Raw genomic sequence first — 16,931 nt, 5'->3', positions numbered from 1 at the left:
ATTAAGGGAAAGCTAAATGAGTAGCGTAGATATTCTGGTTCCTGACCTTCCTGAATCGGTTGCCGATGCGACCGTAGCCACCTGGCACAAGAAACCAGGCGACAGCGTCCAGCGTGACGAAGTTCTGGTTGAAATCGAAACTGACAAAGTTGTGTTGGAAGTGCCGGCCAGCGAAGCAGGTATTCTTGATGCGATCGTGGAAGAAGAGGGCGCAACCGTGCTTTCTCGCCAGATCCTCGGCCGTATTCGCCCGGGCGATAGCTCTGGCAAACCGACCGAAGAGAAAAACCAGGCTAAAGAAGCCACTCCGGCACAGCGCGCAACCGCCAGCCTGGAAGAAGAGAGCAACGATGCACTCAGCCCGGCGATCCGTCGCCTGATTGCTGAACACGATCTCGACGCTGCAGCCATCAAAGGCAGCGGCGTGGGTGGCCGCATCACTCGCGAAGACGTGGAAGCGCATCTGGCTAACGGCAAGAAAGCCGACAAGCCGGCCGCAGCAGCAGTTGAAGCCGCACCGCAGCCAGGTCTGAGCAACCGCAGTGAAAAACGCGTACCGATGACCCGTCTGCGCAAGCGCGTGGCTGAGCGCCTGTTGGAAGCGAAGAACAGCACTGCGATGCTGACTACCTTCAACGAAATCAACATGCAGCCGATCATGGACCTGCGCAAGCAGTACGGTGAAGCCTTCGAAAAACGCCACGGTGTACGTCTGGGCTTCATGTCCTTCTACATCAAAGCGGTGGTTGAAGCGCTGAAACGCTTCCCGGAAGTGAACGCTTCCATTGACGGCACTGACGTGGTGTACCACAACTACTTCGATATCAGCATTGCGGTATCTACCCCACGCGGCCTGGTGACCCCGGTTCTGCGCGATGTAGACAGCATGAGCATGGCGGATATCGAGAAGAAAATCAAAGAGCTGGCGGTCAAAGGCCGTGACGGCAAATTGACCGTGGAAGAACTGACCGGCGGTAACTTCACCATTACCAACGGCGGCGTATTCGGTTCATTGATGTCTACCCCGATCATCAACCCACCGCAGAGCGCGATCCTGGGCATGCACGCCATTAAAGATCGCCCAATGGCAGTGAATGGCCAGGTTGTGATCCAGCCAATGATGTATCTGGCGCTTTCTTACGATCACCGCCTGATCGACGGCAAAGAGTCCGTTGGTTACCTGGTGACGGTGAAAGAGATGCTGGAAGATCCGGCTCGTCTGCTGCTGGACGTATAACCCTGATGGGCGCGGTACGCCGCGCCCACACTCTGTGCTATGTGGCCGACTGAAGTCATGCGGTTTTCCGCCAAAATGACTCGGCTAAAACCTTCAGAACTGAATGGATAGAACATCATGAATTTACACGAATATCAGGCAAAACAGCTGTTTGCTCGGTATGGCATGCCGGCACCGACCGGTTACGCCTGTACCACACCGCGTGAAGCAGAAGAAGCCGCATCCAAAATCGGCTCCGGCCCGTGGGTGGTTAAATGTCAGGTTCATGCTGGCGGTCGCGGTAAAGCTGGCGGCGTTAAAGTGGTTAACAGCAAAGAAGACATCCGTGCTTTCGCTGAAGCCTGGCTGGGCAAGCGTCTGGTGACTTACCAGACTGACGCGCTGGGCCAACCGGTTCACCAGATCCTGGTAGAAGCGGCGACCGACATCGATAAAGAACTGTACCTGGGCGCGGTAGTTGACCGTGCAAGCCGTCGCGTGGTGTTTATGGCATCCACCGAAGGTGGCGTCGAGATTGAAAAAGTTGCGGAAGAAACCCCGGAACTGATCCACAAAATGACCATCGACCCACTGGCAGGTCCACAGCCTTACCAGGGCCGTGAACTGGCCTTCAAACTGGGCCTGACCGGCAAACAAGTCGGCCAGTTCGCCAAAATCTTCATGGGCCTGGCGACCTTGTTCCTGGAGCGCGATCTGGCGATGGTTGAGATCAACCCGCTGGTAGTGACCAAGCAGGGCGATCTGATCTGCCTGGACGGCAAACTGGGCGCTGACGGCAACGCACTGTTCCGCCAGTCTGAACTGCGTGAAATGCGTGACCCTTCTCAGGAAGATGAGCGTGAATCCCGCGCTGCACAGTGGGAGCTGAACTACGTTGCTCTCGACGGCAACATCGGCTGCATGGTTAACGGCGCCGGTCTGGCGATGGGCACCATGGACATCGTTAAACTGCACGGCGGCGAACCGGCTAACTTCCTCGACGTAGGCGGCGGCGCCACTAAAGAGCGCGTAACGGAAGCGTTCAAAATCATCCTGTCTGACGACAAGGTGAAAGCGGTTCTGGTCAACATTTTCGGTGGTATCGTGCGTTGCGATCTGATCGCCGACGGCATCATTGGCGCAGTCGCCGAAGTGGGCGTTAACGTCCCTGTGGTCGTGCGTCTGGAAGGGAACAATGCCGAACTGGGCGCCAAGAAACTGGCGGACAGCGGTCTGAATATCATTGCTGCGACCAGCCTGACTGATGCGGCTCAGCAAGTTGTTGCGGCAGTGGAGGGTAAATAATGTCCATTTTAATCGATAAGAACACCAAAGTAATTTGCCAGGGCTTCACCGGTAGCCAGGGGACCTTCCACTCCGAGCAGGCTATCGCTTACGGCACCAAAATGGTCGGTGGCGTTACGCCAGGCAAAGGCGGCACTCAACACCTGGGTCTGCCGGTGTTCAATACCGTGCGCGAAGCGGTAGAAGCCACTGGCGCCACCGCGTCCGTGATCTACGTTCCGGCACCGTTCTGCAAAGATTCCATTCTGGAAGCTATCGATGCAGGCATCAAACTGATCATCACCATCACAGAAGGCATCCCGACGCTGGATATGCTGACCGTGAAAGTGAAGCTGGATGAAGCCGGCGTGCGCATGATTGGCCCGAACTGCCCAGGCGTTATCACTCCGGGCGAGTGCAAAATCGGCATCATGCCAGGCCACATCCACCTGCCGGGTAAAGTGGGCATCGTTTCCCGCTCCGGTACCCTGACCTATGAAGCGGTTAAGCAAACTACCGATACCGGTCTGGGCCAGTCTACCTGTGTGGGCATCGGCGGCGACCCAATCCCGGGCTCCAACTTCATCGATATCCTGAAAATGTTCCAGGAAGATCCGCAAACTGAAGCGATAGTGATGATCGGCGAGATCGGCGGTAGCGCGGAAGAAGAAGCGGCGGCTTACATCAAAGAACACGTCACCAAGCCGGTTGTGGGCTACATTGCCGGCGTTACCGCGCCGAAAGGCAAACGTATGGGCCACGCAGGCGCCATCATCGCCGGCGGTAAAGGCACTGCGGACGAAAAATTCGCAGCGCTGGAAGCTGCCGGGGTTAAAACCGTACGCAGCCTGGCTGACATCGGTGAAGCGGTAAAAGCGGTATTGAATCGCTGATACGGCAAGACTGTCTCGACATGATTGTGGCCACCCTTTTGGGTGGCCTTTTTTATGGAAAGGGGTCAGAAGCTGTTGAGTGCCTTGATCAGCGTTATGCGATCCTGCAGACGTTGTTTTTGCATTGCGTCGTTGCTGGTTCCCTGTTGTTTTTCGAGTGAGGAGAGGGCGGCGTTATAGTCTGCGGCGTCACTGAATAATGCGTCTTTGACGTTGATTGATGCCACGTTGGTGTAACGGCCGTCATCGGTGGTGGGAACGCGGATGATGCCTTGATTTAACAGATTTTTGACGATCGCCCGCTGGGGTTCATAGCCTTCCATGCCCACCAGTTTCCAGCGTTGCTGCGGCAGCCCTTGATATTGTCCTTTTTTCACTTCCGTCAGATAACGCAGGGTGAGATTGCGGATGGTGCCTTCCTCCTCGCCGTATTGCGCCTTGCTGTCGGACAGCACCGGGAAGGATTGCCCCTCCAGCGCACCGCCTTTTTGCGTCAGATGCCCCATGCGATAGCTGTTCATGCCCAGGCGAATCGGCATATCGTCGGTAACCGGGGTGCCATCGGCCAGGCGTAAATCGGTAATGCGCGACCCGGCGGGTTGGCGCAGATCGATGCTGTAGGTGACGCCGTCGAAAAAGTCGTTGGTGGAGTATTTGGAGGCGCGACGCGCCGGGTTAAAGCTGTAGGTGACGTCACCGGGCTTAAGTTGGTTAAAGTAACCGGCGGACCACTCCATATACTGTTTTAACGCTTTGCCGTTGAGCTGATAAACGGTGATTTCACCGCCGGCGTATTGATAGTTGAACGCGATATCCTTGGCCTTGATTTCACCGACATCGAGTTTGGCGAAGTCATTATCGATTTGCAGGGCGATCACCTGCGCCTGCGGCGCGTAATAACGGGCTGCTTGCTGGAACAGGGCGCTGATACCGGTATCCTGGATATGCACCTGCGGAATGCCCTTGATCTCGTCGGCAGGCACCAGATCGCTGCCGGTCAGCGTCGCTACCACCCGGTTGGCATTGGCGCGCAGGATATCGTGATACGGTTGGTAGAGGGCCAGCATGCCGCTGTCGGGCGTGATGCCCTTAATCGGGTAGGTAAAACTGTCTTTATTGATCAGGGCGAATTTGCCGTCGCGCCGTTCAAACTGCAGATCGATGCGCGACAGCGCGCGGCCATATTTATCCGGCTCGGTAATAATGACGCCGTTGACCACTGCCTTGTCGATTTTTACATGCATATGCCCGGCGACGATCGCTGCCAGCTGCGGGTTAGCGTTGGCAATGTCGGCCACGCCGGTGCCTGGCCGCTGGTTTTCGTTATCGATACCCATATGCGCCACCAGAACGATGGCGTCGACCTGGCTGTCAATCTCGCTGATTACGTTCTTCACCGCCTGCACGGGATCGGTAAAGTTCAGCCCTTTGGTGCGATCGGTGCCTTTGGCAAACTCGGCGGTCATTGGCGTATCCATGCCGATAATGCCGATTTTAACGCCCTGGCGTTCGATAATTTTGTACGCCGGCAGGAACGGCTTACCGTTATCCCAGAAAATATTGCCCGCCAGCGCAGTGCCTTCAAACTGTTTGAGTGGCGTTGCCAATACCGGCAGACCGAAATCAAATTCGTGGTTACCCATCACCCATACATCGTACTTGAGCGCGTTGAAGCCCAGCATCATTGGGCTGATGGCCTCATGTTTGAAGGTTTCGACAAAGTTGCCCTGAATGGTGTCGCCGGCGTCAACCAGGATCAGGTTGGGCTGCTCGGCGCGCAGCTTTTTAATCTGAGTGGCGATCTGGCTCAGGCTGCCTGCCAGATTTTCGGTATCGCTGGCGTAGTCCCAGGGCACGAAGGTGCCGTGCAGGTCGGAGGTGCCCAGCAGCGTGATATTCACCGTTTCCGCAGCAATGGCGCTTCCTGAGAGTCCAAGAACAGAGGCAAAAAGAATTTTTTTCATAAGTTATTGTAGGCCAAAGATTTTTTATACAAGACTCTATTTTGCTACAAAAATGCAACCTTTACGATCGAATCGCCAAAAATAGACTAATATTGGAGAGAGTTTTTTGTTTTTGTGACTGAAATCACTGTGTTCGATTATTGGAAATAAAAAGTTAATTATGTCGCATAATAAGCGCGTAATAATACAATGAGGCCGCTTTTGAATTACATTTATTTAACACAAAAATATCATTAAAAAACAATTAAACCATTGCGCAACATGACCCTAAGAAAATTATGAGAAATGTGCTGATGAATATGGAAATAATACTGAGATAGGCTTAAATTGTTTCAGATCAAATTAGCCCGAAGTTCCTCTTTCGGCCAAGATTTGACCTGTAACCAAAAGTCTAACCCGCATCACGCAAAAACCTATTTATTGTGTGGGATTGGGCGAGTATCATCCATGTTGTGATTATGGATGGTTGATCTTGTTGCATTTGTTACCCGTTGTCGGTTTTCAGTGGTGTGCTTGGCGATGGCCCGCGCGGCCTTGCGGTGAGTGTGCGGTTGAAAGCGGAGAAGCTGGATCAAATTTGTTGTGTTTAAGGGCATTCACTGCGGGGCGTTACCGGCAGCTTTGAAAAAAGCCATACCCTAAATAATTGATGTTGTATCACGACGGCAAGAGCGTGAGTCCCCGGGAGCTTACTTAAGTAAGTAATCGGGTGAGCGTTCGCGGCCAACACAGATACAGCTTCAAGTATGACGGGTATATGCCGATAACCGCATGTCGGAGTCTTCCTGCGAGGAGCAAGGAGTCAAGATGTTTGATATTGTCGAACTGTCGCGCTTACAGTTTGCTTTAACGGCGATGTACCATTTCTTATTTGTCCCATTAACGCTAGGCATGGCGTTTTTGCTGGCAATTATGGAAACGGTATATGTGCTGTCTGGCAAACAAATCTATAAAGATATGACCAAATTCTGGGGCAAGTTATTTGCAATTAACTTTGCTCTGGGTGTGGCTACCGGTTTGACCATGGAGTTCCAGTTCGGGACCAACTGGTCATATTTCTCCCACTACGTCGGTGATATTTTCGGGGCCCCGCTGGCCATCGAAGGTCTGATGGCGTTCTTCCTGGAATCGACGCTGGTCGGCCTGTTCTTCTTCGGCTGGGATCGTCTGAGCAAAGTGCAGCACATGGCGGTAACCTGGCTTGTGGCGCTGGGCTCGAACTTCTCCGCACTGTGGATCCTGGTTGCCAACGGCTGGATGCAGAACCCGATCGCATCCGACTTCAACTTCGAAACCATGCGCATGGAGATGCTCAGCTTCTCCGAACTGGTACTCAACCCGGTTGCGCAGGTGAAGTTTGTGCATACCGTGGCTGCCGGCTACACCTGTGGCGCGATGTTCGTTCTGGGTATCAGCTCTTACTACCTGTTGAAAGGTCGCGATGTCGCCTTCGCCAAGCGCTCCTTCGCCATCGCCGCCAGTTTCGGTATGGCTGCCGTATTGTCCGTTATCGTGCTGGGTGATGAATCCGGTTACGAAATGGGCGACGTGCAGAAGACCAAGCTGGCCGCTATCGAAGCCGAGTGGGAAACCCAACCGGCTCCGGCCGCCTTTACCCTGTTCGGTATCCCGAATCAGGATAAAATGGAAAACTCCTACGCGATTCAAATCCCTTACGCGCTCGGGCTGATTGCGACTCGCTCCACGGATACCCAGGTCACCGGCCTGAAAGATCTGATGGCGCAGCATGAGGTGCGTATCCGCAACGGGATGAAAGCTTACCAACTGCTGGAAGAGCTGCGTGGCGGCAATACCGATCCGGCGGTTCGCGCCGAGTTCAATAAAGCCAAGCAGGATCTGGGCTACGGTCTGTTGCTGAAGCGTTATACCCCGAACGTCACCGACGCGACGGAAGCGCAAATCCAGCAAGCGACCAAAGACTCCATCCCACGCGTGGCTCCGTTGTACTTCGCCTTCCGCATCATGGTGGCCTGTGGCGTGCTGATGCTGCTTATCATCGGTCTGTCGTTCTGGAGCGTTATTCGCGGGCGCATCGGTCAGAGAAAATGGCTGCACCGCGCGGCGCTGTATGGCTTGCCGCTGCCCTGGATCGCGATTGAAGCCGGCTGGTTCGTGGCTGAATACGGTCGTCAACCCTGGGCGATCGGTGAGGTACTGCCGACGGCTGTCGCCAACTCTTCACTGACTGCAGGCGACATTCTGTTCTCGATGGGGCTGATTTGCGGCTTGTACACCCTGTTCCTGGTGGCTGAGATGTACCTGATGTTCAAATTTGCGCGTCTGGGTCCAAGCAGCCTGAAAACTGGCCGCTACCACTTTGAACAACCGACTGCCGCCGTGCAGGAAGCGCGCTAAACAGGAGTCCACGTATGTTTGACTATGAAGTACTGCGATTTATCTGGTGGGCTCTGATTGGCGTTCTGCTGATCGGTTTCGCCGTCACCGACGGTTTCGACATGGGCGTCGGCATCCTGCTGCGCATTATCGGCAAAACCGATACTGAGCGCCGGGTGATGATCAACTCTATCGCTCCGCACTGGGACGGTAACCAGGTGTGGTTGATCACCGCAGGTGGCGCGCTGTTCGCCGCCTGGCCGATGGTCTACGCGGCGGCGTTTTCCGGTTTCTATGTCGCGATGATCCTGGTGCTGTCGGCCTTGTTCTTCCGCCCGGTCGGTTTTGACTACCGTTCGAAGCTGGAAAACAGCCGCTGGCGCAACATGTGGGACTGGGGCATTTTCATCGGCAGCTTCGTGCCGGCCGTGGTGTTCGGCGTAGCGTTCGGCAACCTGTTGCAGGGCGTGCCGTTCCACATGGACGAATACATGCGTCTGTTCTACACCGGCAACTTCTTCCAGCTGCTGAACCCGTTTGGCTTGTTGGCGGGTGTGGTCAGTCTGACCATGCTGGTGACGCAAGGGGCAACGTATCTGCAGATGCGTACCTCCGGCGAGATCCACCTGCGCGCACGCGCTGCGGCGCAGATTTCCACGCTGGTGATGGCGGTATTCTTCCTGTTGGGTGGCGTATGGCTGGTGAAAGGCATCGATGGGTATGTGATTACCTCGGCGCTGAATACTATGGCGGAGTCTAATCCGATGCGTAAAGAAGTGGCGCATCAGGCGGGTGCCTGGTTGATTAACTTCAACAAGTATCCGGCTCTGTGGGCGCTGCCTGCGTTGGGCGTAGTGCTGCCATTGTTCACCGCTCTGTTCTCGCGCTTGCAGAAAGACGCACTGGCCTTCGTGTCTTCGTCACTAACCATTGCCTGTGTGATCCTGACTGCCGGGGTAACCATGTTCCCGTTCGTGATGCCGTCAAGCACCGTGCCTAACGTTAGCCTGACCATGTGGGACGCGACGTCCAGCCTGTTTACGCTAGAAGTGATGACCGTCGTTGCGGCGATCTTCGTGCCTATCGTGCTGGCGTACACCAGCTGGTCGTACTACAAAATGTTTGGCCGTCTCGACAAGAATTTCATCGAGAACAACAAGCATTCGCTGTATTAAGGATAAGGAGCTAAACCATGTGGTATTTTGCCTGGATCCTCGGAACGCTTCTTGCCTGTGCCTTCGGTATCATTACGGCGCTGGCGCTTGAGCACCACGAAGATTCAAAAGCGCAGCAAGACGGCAAGTGATGAGTTCGTCATTGGCTGACAAGCTGTACGCCGTGACTGACAAGGGCCCGGTTAGGGCCCTTTCATTGGTGCTGGCGTTGATTTTGGCGGGCTGTATTTTCTGGGATCCGACCCGCTTTGCGGCGAAGACCAGCTCGCTGGAGATTTGGGAAGGCCTGCTGCTTATTTGGGCGGTGTGCACCGGTGTGATTCACGGCGTCGGGTTCCGACCGCAACGTTCGTTATGGCGTGCTTTTTTTGCGCCACTTCCGGCAATTGTGATCCTGGCCGCAGGATTATTTTACGTTTCTTTATAATCTCCGTTATATCCCCGTGTTATGGGCCATTCCGGCCCATAATTATTTTCGTTCCCTTCTTGTAACCCATTCCCAACCCGATCCGTCTTGCGTATAGTAGCACCGTTAAATTGCATTGCTGGGAAGTAGAGTGAGTAATACGTTGTTTCGATGGCCGGTTCGCGTTTACTACGAGGATACCGATGCCAGTGGTGTGGTCTATCACGCCCGCTATGTCGCCTTTTTTGAAAGAGCGCGCACCGAGATGCTGCGTCACCACAACTTTCATCAACAGCAGCTGCTCAGTGAACATATCGCTTTCGTAGTCCGGCGCATGACGGTGGATTATCTGGCTCCGGCTCGTCTCGACGAACAGCTGGAAGTGCAGAGTGAAATCACCTCAATGCGCGGGGCTTCTCTCACGTTTGCTCAACGTATTGTCAATTCTGACGGAACTCTTTTGAGTCAGGCCGATGTGTTGATTGCATGCATTGATCCACACCAAATGAAGCCGATAGCGCTTCCTAAGTCTATTGTCGCGGAGTTTAAGCAGTGAATGAGATGAACATCCTAGATTTATTCTTGAAGGCAAGCCTGCTGGTTAAGCTTATCATGTTGATTTTGATATGCTTCTCAGTAGCCTCCTGGGCGATCATCATTCAGCGCACCCGCATCCTTAATGCGGCCACGCGTGACGCCGAGGCCTTTGAAGACAAATTCTGGTCCGGTATTGAACTTTCCCGTCTGTATCAGGAAAGCCAGGCACGTCGCGATAGCCTGACCGGCTCCGAGCAAATTTTCCATTCTGGTTTCAAAGAATTCGCTCGTTTGCACCGCGCAAACAACCATGCGCCGGAATCGGTGATCGAAGGCGCGTCACGTGCCATGCGCATCTCGATGAACCGCGAGCTGGAAACGCTGGAAAACCACATTCCTTTCCTCGGCACCGTGGGGTCGATCAGTCCGTATATCGGTTTGTTCGGCACCGTGTGGGGGATTATGCACGCCTTTATCGCACTGGGTGCGGTGAAACAGGCCACGCTGCAAATGGTAGCACCGGGTATCGCCGAAGCACTGATCGCAACCGCCATCGGTCTGTTCGCCGCTATCCCGGCCGTTATGGCCTATAACCGCCTCAACCAGCGCGTCAACAAGCTTGAGCAGAATTACGACAACTTTATGGAAGAGTTCACCGCTATTCTGCATCGTCAGGCCTTCTCCAGCGACAGCAAATAAGTAGGAGGTAGCATGGCGAGAGTTCGTGGACGTAATCGGCGCGAGCTGAAGTCCGAAATTAACATAGTTCCGTTGCTCGACGTGTTGCTGGTGCTGTTGCTGATCTTTATGGCAACTGCGCCGATCATCACCCAGAGCGTTGAGGTTGATCTGCCGGACGCCACCGATTCCAAGGCGGTGTCCAGTGACGATAACCCACCGGTGATCCTCGAGGTTTCCGGTGTCGGTCAATATACCCTGGTGGTGGATCACAACCGCATGGAGTTGTTGCCGCCGGAGCAGGTTGCAGCCGAAGCCAAGTCGCGTTTAGCGGCTAACCCGAAGACGGTCTTTTTGATCGGCGGGGCGAAGGAAGTACCCTACGATGAGATTATCAAGGCATTGAATATTCTCCATCAGGCGGGCGTCGCTTCCGTGGGGCTGATGACCCAGCCAATCTGACCACAAGGTTAGAGGCAACCCGGTTCCTGTGCTCAGGCGCAGGAACCCCGTATAAGCAACACCAGTTTTTGGGAATCTATTTTGGTAAAGGCAACTGAGCAAAACGATAAGCTGAACCGCGCCGTTATTGTTTCGGTCGTTCTGCACTTCATATTGATTGCCCTGCTGATTTGGGGATCGCTGCAAGAAAACGTCAACATGGACAGCGCCGGCGGTGGTGGCGAGGGTTCGGTCGTCGGTGCAGTGATGGTCGATCCCGGGGCAGTGGTGGAGCAGTACAACCGCCAGCAACAGCAGAGTAACGACGCGCAGCGTGCTGAAAAGCAGCGCCAGAAAAAAGCGGAGCAACAGGCCGAAGAACTTCAGCAGAAGCAGGCGGCGGAACAACAGCGCCTGAAAGAGCTGGAGAAAGAGCGTTTGACTGCGCAGGAAAAAGCGGCGCAGGACGCGAAAGAACGGGCTGAACAGCAAAAGCAGGCCGCAGAGCAGCAAAAGCAAGCGGCTGAGCAACAGAAACAGGCCGCAGAGCAACAAAAGCAGGCAGCTGAACAGCAAAAAGTGGCCGAGAACGCCGCGGCGAAAGCCAAGGAACAACAGAAAGTAGCGGAAGCAGCCGCCGCCAAGGCCAAGGCCGAAGCGGATAAAGTCGCCAAGGCACAAGCGGACGCGCAGAAGAAAGCGGAAGCTGAAGCCAAGAAAGAAGCTGCCGCCGCCGCTACCGCCAAGAAACAGGCGGAAGAAGCGAAGAAAGCAGCTGCCGCTGAGCAAAAAGCGACTGAAGCCGCAGAGAAAAAAGCGGCTGCCGACGCAGAGAAGAAAGCCGCAGCGGAAGCAGAGAAGAAAGCTGCAGCAGAAGCCGAGAAAGCCGAGAAAAAGGCGGCTGCTGACGCCGAGAAGAAAGCGGCTGCAGAGGCAGAGAAAAAAGCCGCTGCTGCCGAGAAGGCCGCAGCCAAGAAAGCCGCAGCGGATGCCAAGAAGAAGGCGGCTGCCGCAGCGGCTGAGCAGTCGTCCGACGTGAATAGTCTGTTTGGCGATCTGGCGGACGGTAAGAATGCACCGAAAGGCGGCGGCGCCAAGTCGAAAGGCGACGGTAAACCTGCCGGTCAGGGCAATGCCAAGACTGCGGGGGCCAGTGGGGCTGATATTAACGGTTATTTGGGGCAGATTAAGGGCGCGATCGAGAGCAAGTTTTATGATGCTAGCTCGTTCGCCGGTAAAACCTGTAACCTGCGTATTAAGCTGGCACCGGACGGCCTGTTGATTGATGTTAAAGCTGAAGGGGGTGATCCGGCGCTGTGTCAGGCGGCGATAGCCGCAGCGAAGCAGGCGAAGATCCCGAAACCACCTAGCCAGGCTGTGTATGAGGTGTTTAAGAATGCTCCCCTTGTATTCAAGCCATAATAACGGTTGATTGACTAAGTCATATCGCAGGGATGTACTAAGGTAACCAACAGGGATTATGTAGTTTTGTTTGCGTTGGTTTGTTAAAATTCTGCTAATTTATCGCAGGCATCCCGCCTGGATAAGGGAGATGAGATGAAGCAGGCATTTCGAGTAGCGTTAGGTTTTTTAATACTGTGGGCGTCCGTTCTTCATGCGGAAGTTCGCATCGAAATCACCCAAGGGGTCGACTCCGCTCGTCCGATTGGTGTGGTACCGTTTAAATGGGCTGGCCCAGGCACGCCTCCGGAAGACATTGGCAAGATTGTCGGCGCAGATTTGCGCAACAGCGGCAAATTCAACCCTATTGACGTGGCGCGCATGCCGCAGCAACCGACCTCCGCGTCTGAAGTGACGCCGGCGGCCTGGACTGCATTGGGCATTGACGCGGTCGTGGTCGGCCAGGTGCAACCTGGTGCAGACGGCGGCTACCTGATCTCCTATCAGCTGGTGGACACTTCAGGTTCACCGGGCACCGTATTGGCGCAAAACCAGTATAAAGTGACCAAGCAATGGTTGCGTTATTCTGCTCATACCGCCAGTGACGAAGTGTTCGAGAAGCTGACCGGTATCAAGGGCGCTTTCCGTACCCGTATCGCCTACGTAGTGCAGACCAACGGCGGGAAATTCCCGTACGAGCTGCGCGTAGCGGATTACGACGGTTACAACCAGTTTGTGGTACACCGTTCACCGGAGCCGCTGATGTCCCCGGCCTGGTCGCCGGATGGCAGCAAACTGGCGTACGTGACCTTTGAAAGCGGCCGTTCTGCGTTGGTCGTACAGACCCTGGCTAATGGCGCTATCCGTCAGATCGCTTCGTTCCCGCGTCACAACGGTGCACCGGCGTTCTCACCGGACGGCAGCCGTCTGGCCTTTGCGCTGTCTAAAAGCGGCAGCCTGAACCTGTATGTGATGAATCTCGGCTCTGGACAGATCACGCAAATCACCGACGGGCGCAGCAACAATACCGAACCGACCTGGTTCCCGGATGGCCAGTCTCTGGCATATACCTCCGATCAGGGCGGCCGACCGCAGATTTATAAAGTCAGTGCCAGTGGCGGTGCGTCACAGCGTCTGACATGGGAAGGCTCTCAGAATCAGGATTCTGAAGTCAGCTCTGATGGTAAATTCCTGGTGATGGTGAGCTCCAATAGCGGCGCTCAGCATATCGCCAAACAAGATCTTGGATCGGGAGCCGTTCAAGTTTTAACCGGCACGTTCCTGGACGAAACGCCTAGTATTGCGCCAAATGGCACCATGGTGATCTATAGCTCCACGCAAGGTATGGGCTCCGTGCTGCAACTGGTATCGACTGATGGGCGTTTTAAAGCGCGTCTTCCGGCAACCGATGGACAGGTCAAATTCCCTGCCTGGTCGCCGTATCTGTGATGCATGTGTAAATATGTATGGCAAACTATAAAAGGATCAAAGAAATGCAACTGAACAAAGTGCTGAAAGGGCTTCTGCTGGCACTGCCAGTTCTGGCTGTAGCGGCTTGTAGTTCTAACAAAAGCGCAAACAACGACCAATCTGGTCTGGGCGCTGGCGCTGGCACTGGTACAGAAAACGGCAGCAGCAACCTGTCTTCTGAAGAACAAGCTCGTCTGCAGATGCAAGAACTGCAGAAGAACAACATTGTTTACTTCGGCCTGGACAAGTATGACGTGAGCTCCGAGTTCGCCGAGATGCTGGACGCACACTCTGCATTCCTGCGTAACAACCCGTCTTACAAAGTGACCGTTGAAGGCCACGCGGACGAACGCGGCACGCCGGAATACAACATCGCTCTGGGCGAACGTCGTGCTAACGCAGTTAAAATGTACCTGCAAGGCAAAGGCGTTTCAGCTGACCAGATCTCTATCGTTTCTTACGGTAAAGAAAAACCAGCAGTACTGGGCCACGACGAAGCGGCTTATGCTAAAAACCGTCGTGCCGTTCTGGTTTACTAAGAGAATCGCATGAACAGTAACTTCAGACGTCACTTGTTGAGTCTGTCGTTACTGGTTGGCGTAGCGGTCCCATGGGCCGCTACTGCCCAAGCGCCAATCAGTAATGTCGGCTCCGGCTCGGTCGAAGACCGTGTCACTTCACTTGAGCGTATCTCCAATGCTCAGGGCCAGCTTTTAAACCAACTCCAGCAGCAACTCTCTGATAATCAGCGCGATATTGACTCTCTCCGCGGGCAAATCCAGGAAAGCCAATATCAACTGAATCAGGTTGTTGAACGCCAAAAGCAGATCTATCAACAGATGGATAGCATCAGCCAGGGCGGCGCTCAGAGCTCCGCAGCCGCTGCGGGTGCCGCAGGTGGAGCAGCAGCGGCTGCTTCCTCCGACGGCGCTGACAGTGCGTCTGCGGGCGCCTCAGCGGCAGCACCGGCCAGTACGGGTGATGAAAACAGCGACTACAACGCCGCTGTTTCATTGGCGCTGGAAAAAAAACAGTATGATCAGGCGATCTCCGCTTTTCAGACCTTCGTAAAACAGTACCCAAAGTCTACTTACCAGCCCAACGCCAACTATTGGCTGGGGCAGCTGTTCTACAACAAGGGCAAGAAAGACGATGCGGCCTACTATTTTGCCGTCGTGGTGAAGAATTATGCAAAATCACCTAAGGCGCCGGACGCAATGTACAAGGTGGGTATCATCATGCAGGAAAAAGGGCAGGCCGATAAAGCCAAAGCCGTGTTCCAGCAGGTGATTAAACAATACCCAACCAGTGCTGCGGCCAAACAGGCAAAAAGTCGCGTTGCCGGTTAGTCAGCAAAAAAATGAGCCCAGAAATTAGTCTATCTGACCGCTTTCTGGGCTCATTCGTGTGAAGAACAAGCAGTTGAACCACTTGTTTTAAAATTTAAGTTGCGCTGCCAAGATAAATTAGTAATATATGCCGCCGTTGCCAAGACAACTTGCAAGATGTTAAAGCAGCTAGGAAATTGGGTCGTTAGCTCAGTTGGTAGAGCAGTTGACTTTTAATCAATTGGTCGCAGGTTCGAATCCCGCACGACCCACCAATTCCTAAAATCAGAAATGAAGTGAAATCGTAAGGGTGAGAACCGTAAAGGTTCGAGTCTCGCAGAGCGAGACAACATCACGAAGTGATGGCCCGAAGGGTGAGGCGCAAGCCGAATAATCCCGCATGACCCGCCAATTTCTGAAGTAGTAGCAGTAACCACATCAGTGGGTGATTAGCTCAGTTGGTAGAGCATCTCCTTTACACGGAGGGGGTCGGCGGTTCGAGCCCGTCATCACCCACCACTACTGTGGGTCGTTAGCTCAGTTGGTAGAGCAGTTGACTTTTAATCAATTGGTCGCAGGTTCGAATCCCGCACGACCCACCATTTTTAGATGTGATTACGATGTGGAATCGTAAGGGTGAGGCTAAATGCCGAATCATCCCGCACGACCCACTGTTCCAGAGTTGTTTTCCGCAATACAAATCCACGGTTTTGTATTCGTGGTTCAGCAGTAAACCACGTCAGTGGGTCGTTAGCTCAGTTGGTAGAGCAGTTGACTTTTAATCAATTGGTCGCAGGTTCGAATCCCGCACGACCCACCATTTTAGACGTGATTGCGATGTGGAATCGTAAGGGTGAGGCTAAACGCCGAATCATCCCGAACGAACCACCATGATTGCAGCGAGTTTCTCCCGTGCTTACGCGGTTCAGCAGTAAACCACATCAGTGGGTCGTTAGCTCAGTTGGTAGAGCAGTTGACTTTTAATCAATTGGTCGCAGGTTCGAATCCCGCACGACCCACCATTCTTTCCGATACCTCAGTACTTTCCCCAAACCATAACATTGCATAGCGCACGAATCGTGTGGGTGAGTAACCTGCGTTCAGGTTCGACAAAATTGCTCCGTCAATTTTGGGCAGCGCTTGCGCTGGCCCGAAGGGCGAGGCCAAAGGCCGAATCAATCCCGCACGACCCACCATTCTTTCCGATACCTCAGTACTTCCCCAAACCATAACATTGCATAGCGCACGAATCGTGTGGGTGAGTAACCTGCGTTCAGGTTCGACAAAATTGCTCCGTCAATTTTGGACAGCGCTTGCGCTGGCCCGAAGGGCGAGGCCAAAGGCCGAATCAATCCCGCACGACCCACCATTCTTTCCGATACCTCAGTACTTTCCCCAAACCATAACATTGCATAGCGCACGAATCCTGTGGATGAGACAAAAGCCAAGCGCTTTTGAACAACACTTGCGTTGGCCCGAAGGGCGATTCTCTGAAAGAGATGAGTATCCTGCGTTCAGGTTCGAGCATTGTACCCGGCCATTCAAAAGCTGAATCAATCCTGCACCCTTGATCCGTTCCCTCTCTCCTCAAAAATGCATTTTGCTTCCTGCAGACTTTCTTCTTTCATCAAAAATTCAATCCATTAAACGTCATTAACGTAATAATGAAAATATCAGCGGACTTTTGGCGTGTTTTTAGGTATTTTGTTTAGTATATAAAACGAGTGGCGGTTGCGAGAGGGGAGACCCGGGCAGCAGACACCCAGCCTAGCACAGAGACGAT

15 protein-coding genes, 5 tRNA genes and 3 other RNA genes are annotated in these 16,931 nt (G+C 54.0%); 22 read left to right on the top strand and 1 reads right to left on the bottom strand.

What is annotated here, in order from left to right:
• Positions 1–16: 16 nt before the first annotated feature.
• The 3 genes from odhB to sucD all read left to right on the top strand — a co-directional run bounded on the left by odhB (position 17) and on the right by sucD (position 3,393).
• A complete protein-coding gene (gene odhB, locus QZQ97_RS11640; protein WP_311993557.1) occupies positions 17–1,237 on the top strand; it encodes a 2-oxoglutarate dehydrogenase complex dihydrolipoyllysine-residue succinyltransferase in 1,221 nt (406 codons plus the stop codon).
• A gap of 117 nt (positions 1,238–1,354) precedes the next feature.
• Positions 1,355–2,521, top strand: coding sequence for an ADP-forming succinate--CoA ligase subunit beta (gene sucC, locus QZQ97_RS11635; RefSeq protein ID WP_004949756.1), 1,167 nt, complete (start codon positions 1,355–1,357; stop codon positions 2,519–2,521).
• Complete coding sequence (sucD, locus tag QZQ97_RS11630; RefSeq protein ID WP_004949757.1) at positions 2,521–3,393, top strand: succinate--CoA ligase subunit alpha; 873 nt, start codon at positions 2,521–2,523, stop codon at positions 3,391–3,393. The genes sucC and sucD overlap by 1 nt, the downstream gene beginning before the upstream one ends.
• A gap of 65 nt (positions 3,394–3,458) precedes the next feature.
• Here sucD and QZQ97_RS11625 read toward each other — a convergent pair whose 3' ends face one another.
• Positions 3,459–5,357 (bottom strand): bifunctional metallophosphatase/5'-nucleotidase, encoded by a 1,899-nt coding sequence (locus QZQ97_RS11625; protein ID WP_311993556.1) that lies wholly within the window; start codon positions 5,355–5,357, stop codon positions 3,459–3,461.
• A gap of 807 nt (positions 5,358–6,164) precedes the next feature.
• On the opposite strand from QZQ97_RS11625, the gene cydA reads away from it, so the two are divergent.
• The 19 genes from cydA to QZQ97_RS11530 all read left to right on the top strand — a co-directional run bounded on the left by cydA (position 6,165) and on the right by QZQ97_RS11530 (position 16,517).
• Positions 6,165–7,733 (top strand): cytochrome ubiquinol oxidase subunit I, encoded by a 1,569-nt coding sequence (cydA, locus tag QZQ97_RS11620; RefSeq protein WP_311993555.1) that lies wholly within the window; start codon positions 6,165–6,167, stop codon positions 7,731–7,733.
• Between the two features lie 14 nt (positions 7,734–7,747).
• Complete coding sequence (cydB, locus tag QZQ97_RS11615) at positions 7,748–8,887, top strand: cytochrome d ubiquinol oxidase subunit II (protein WP_013811926.1); 1,140 nt, start codon at positions 7,748–7,750, stop codon at positions 8,885–8,887.
• Between the two features lie 17 nt (positions 8,888–8,904).
• The gene (gene cydX / locus QZQ97_RS11610) at positions 8,905–9,018 is read left to right on the top strand and encodes a cytochrome bd-I oxidase subunit CydX (RefSeq protein ID WP_004949761.1); all 114 of its coding nucleotides are present in this window, start codon (positions 8,905–8,907) and stop codon (positions 9,016–9,018) included.
• Positions 9,018–9,314 (top strand): cyd operon protein YbgE, encoded by a 297-nt coding sequence (ybgE, locus tag QZQ97_RS11605; protein WP_311993553.1) that lies wholly within the window; start codon positions 9,018–9,020, stop codon positions 9,312–9,314. Before cydX ends, ybgE begins: the two co-directional genes overlap by 1 nt.
• Before the next feature lie 130 nt (positions 9,315–9,444).
• Positions 9,445–9,849: a tol-pal system-associated acyl-CoA thioesterase gene (gene ybgC / locus QZQ97_RS11600; protein ID WP_004949765.1), complete on the top strand. Its 405-nt coding sequence runs from the start codon at positions 9,445–9,447 to the stop codon at positions 9,847–9,849.
• Complete coding sequence (gene tolQ / locus QZQ97_RS11595) at positions 9,846–10,529, top strand: Tol-Pal system protein TolQ (RefSeq protein ID WP_006324117.1); 684 nt, start codon at positions 9,846–9,848, stop codon at positions 10,527–10,529. Before ybgC ends, tolQ begins: the two co-directional genes overlap by 4 nt.
• A 12-nt stretch (positions 10,530–10,541) precedes the next feature.
• The gene (tolR, locus tag QZQ97_RS11590; RefSeq protein ID WP_004949769.1) at positions 10,542–10,970 is read left to right on the top strand and encodes a colicin uptake protein TolR; all 429 of its coding nucleotides are present in this window, start codon (positions 10,542–10,544) and stop codon (positions 10,968–10,970) included.
• Between the two features lie 81 nt (positions 10,971–11,051).
• The gene (gene tolA, locus QZQ97_RS11585; protein ID WP_311993552.1) at positions 11,052–12,371 is read left to right on the top strand and encodes a cell envelope integrity protein TolA; all 1,320 of its coding nucleotides are present in this window, start codon (positions 11,052–11,054) and stop codon (positions 12,369–12,371) included.
• Positions 12,372–12,506: 135 nt separating this feature from the next.
• Positions 12,507–13,799 (top strand): Tol-Pal system beta propeller repeat protein TolB, encoded by a 1,293-nt coding sequence (gene tolB, locus QZQ97_RS11580; protein WP_004949773.1) that lies wholly within the window; start codon positions 12,507–12,509, stop codon positions 13,797–13,799.
• A 44-nt stretch (positions 13,800–13,843) separates the two neighbouring features.
• Positions 13,844–14,359 carry a peptidoglycan-associated lipoprotein Pal gene (gene pal / locus QZQ97_RS11575; protein ID WP_006324120.1) on the top strand — a complete coding sequence of 172 codons (516 nt, stop codon included), beginning with the start codon at positions 13,844–13,846 and terminating at the stop codon, positions 14,357–14,359.
• A gap of 9 nt (positions 14,360–14,368) precedes the next feature.
• Positions 14,369–15,169, top strand: a complete 801-nt coding sequence (gene cpoB / locus QZQ97_RS11570; RefSeq protein ID WP_065505971.1) for a cell division protein CpoB — start codon at positions 14,369–14,371, stop codon at positions 15,167–15,169.
• Positions 15,170–15,347: 178 nt separating this feature from the next.
• Positions 15,348–15,423: transfer RNA gene (locus QZQ97_RS11565), tRNA-Lys, on the top strand.
• 15 nt (positions 15,424–15,438) lie between these two features.
• A non-coding RNA gene (locus QZQ97_RS11560) (RtT sRNA) lies at positions 15,439–15,559 on the top strand.
• A 32-nt stretch (positions 15,560–15,591) separates the two neighbouring features.
• A tRNA-Val gene (locus QZQ97_RS11555) sits at positions 15,592–15,667 on the top strand.
• 7 nt (positions 15,668–15,674) lie between these two features.
• Positions 15,675–15,750, top strand: a tRNA-Lys gene (locus tag QZQ97_RS11550).
• A gap of 142 nt (positions 15,751–15,892) precedes the next feature.
• Positions 15,893–15,968, top strand: a tRNA-Lys gene (locus QZQ97_RS11545).
• A gap of 126 nt (positions 15,969–16,094) precedes the next feature.
• Positions 16,095–16,170 (top strand) — tRNA-Lys (locus QZQ97_RS11540).
• Positions 16,171–16,213: 43 nt separating this feature from the next.
• A non-coding RNA gene (locus QZQ97_RS11535) (RtT sRNA) lies at positions 16,214–16,344 on the top strand.
• 42 nt (positions 16,345–16,386) lie between these two features.
• Positions 16,387–16,517, top strand: a non-coding RNA gene (locus QZQ97_RS11530) — RtT sRNA.
• Positions 16,518–16,931: the final 414 nt, after the last annotated feature.

This window comes from Serratia sp. root2 (assembly GCF_031931805.1).
Lineage (GTDB): Bacteria > Pseudomonadota > Gammaproteobacteria > Enterobacterales > Enterobacteriaceae > Serratia > Serratia inhibens.
This window is presented reverse-complemented; position numbering and strand designations above follow the sequence as displayed.